Annotated in this window: 3 protein-coding genes; all 3 read right to left on the reverse strand. The window is 62.8% G+C overall.

The features are described from left to right. Nucleotides 1-197, reverse strand: a 197-nt coding sequence (locus HLH36_RS19525) for a hypothetical protein (protein WP_182987934.1), incomplete at its 3' end; no start/stop codon positions are given. Then, nucleotides 197-388 (reverse strand): hypothetical protein, encoded by a 192-nt coding sequence (locus HLH36_RS19530; protein WP_182987935.1) that lies wholly within the window; start codon nt 386-388, stop codon nt 197-199. The genes HLH36_RS19525 and HLH36_RS19530, both read right to left, overlap by 1 nt. Further along, nucleotides 385-807 (reverse strand): DUF5681 domain-containing protein (locus HLH36_RS19535; RefSeq protein ID WP_182987936.1); only part of this gene is annotated, 423 nt, incomplete at its 5' end. The genes HLH36_RS19530 and HLH36_RS19535, both read right to left, overlap by 4 nt.

Consider the following 807-nt stretch of genomic DNA (forward strand, 5'->3'; position numbering starts at 1 on the left):
TCTCCTTCAAGTTTGCCGATTTTCCTGACAATGATCGTCAGACACCCGCGTGGGGCCGGCGGCTGCTGGGCCAACCACGCCGCGCGCGCTTCGGGATTGCGATCGATCCCGGGCGGATGGAGAAGCACGCGCCAGGATGGATGCGGGTTCAAAGAGGCCTCCAGTGCGTCGAGGCGTCGCGTCAGTTGCGTTGCCATCAGATGCTTCCCTTTTCAGGATGAATAACCACCCCGCCAGTGCTTCCACCCGCAAAAGAAGCCAGTTCTCCGGAGATGTAGGCTGCTCGGTCTTCTCTCGACCAGAAGCGCGGCACCATGATAACGCCCAGCCTTGGCGCAACGTTTTTCGAATTACGCTCCAGCGCGTTCAAGCGACCTTTCAAGTTCATGGCTGGCCTCCCGCCGATCGCTGTTCGAGCACCTCGAGCCGCGCGGCAAGGTCGTGGGTCTCGATCGTCTTGCGCTGCGCTTCGATCAGTGACGACAATGACTGTCCCTCTTCGGGCGTGATCTCGCCGGCGGTCACGGCCTGGATGATGGTGGCCATCGCGGCCGAGAGATCGGCGGCATCGGTCAACGGCGGCAATGACAGGCTGAGGGGACGTCCCTTCCGTTCGGGCCAGATCCGCCGAAGCATGATCTCTGCCGCCCGCATGTCGCCACTCAGGGCCGATGTCGTCACGGAACGGACGATCTGTTCCGCGTTCTCCTGACCGATCTGGTCTAGAGCAGCAAAGGCCGGATGCCGCCGCCCCTTCTTCGGGCCATCGGGATTGCCGGACTGCCCCGGCTTGAACGCCGTCGAAGG

Source organism: Gluconacetobacter aggeris, from assembly GCF_014174395.1.
Taxonomy (GTDB): Bacteria; Pseudomonadota; Alphaproteobacteria; order Acetobacterales; family Acetobacteraceae; genus Gluconacetobacter; species Gluconacetobacter aggeris.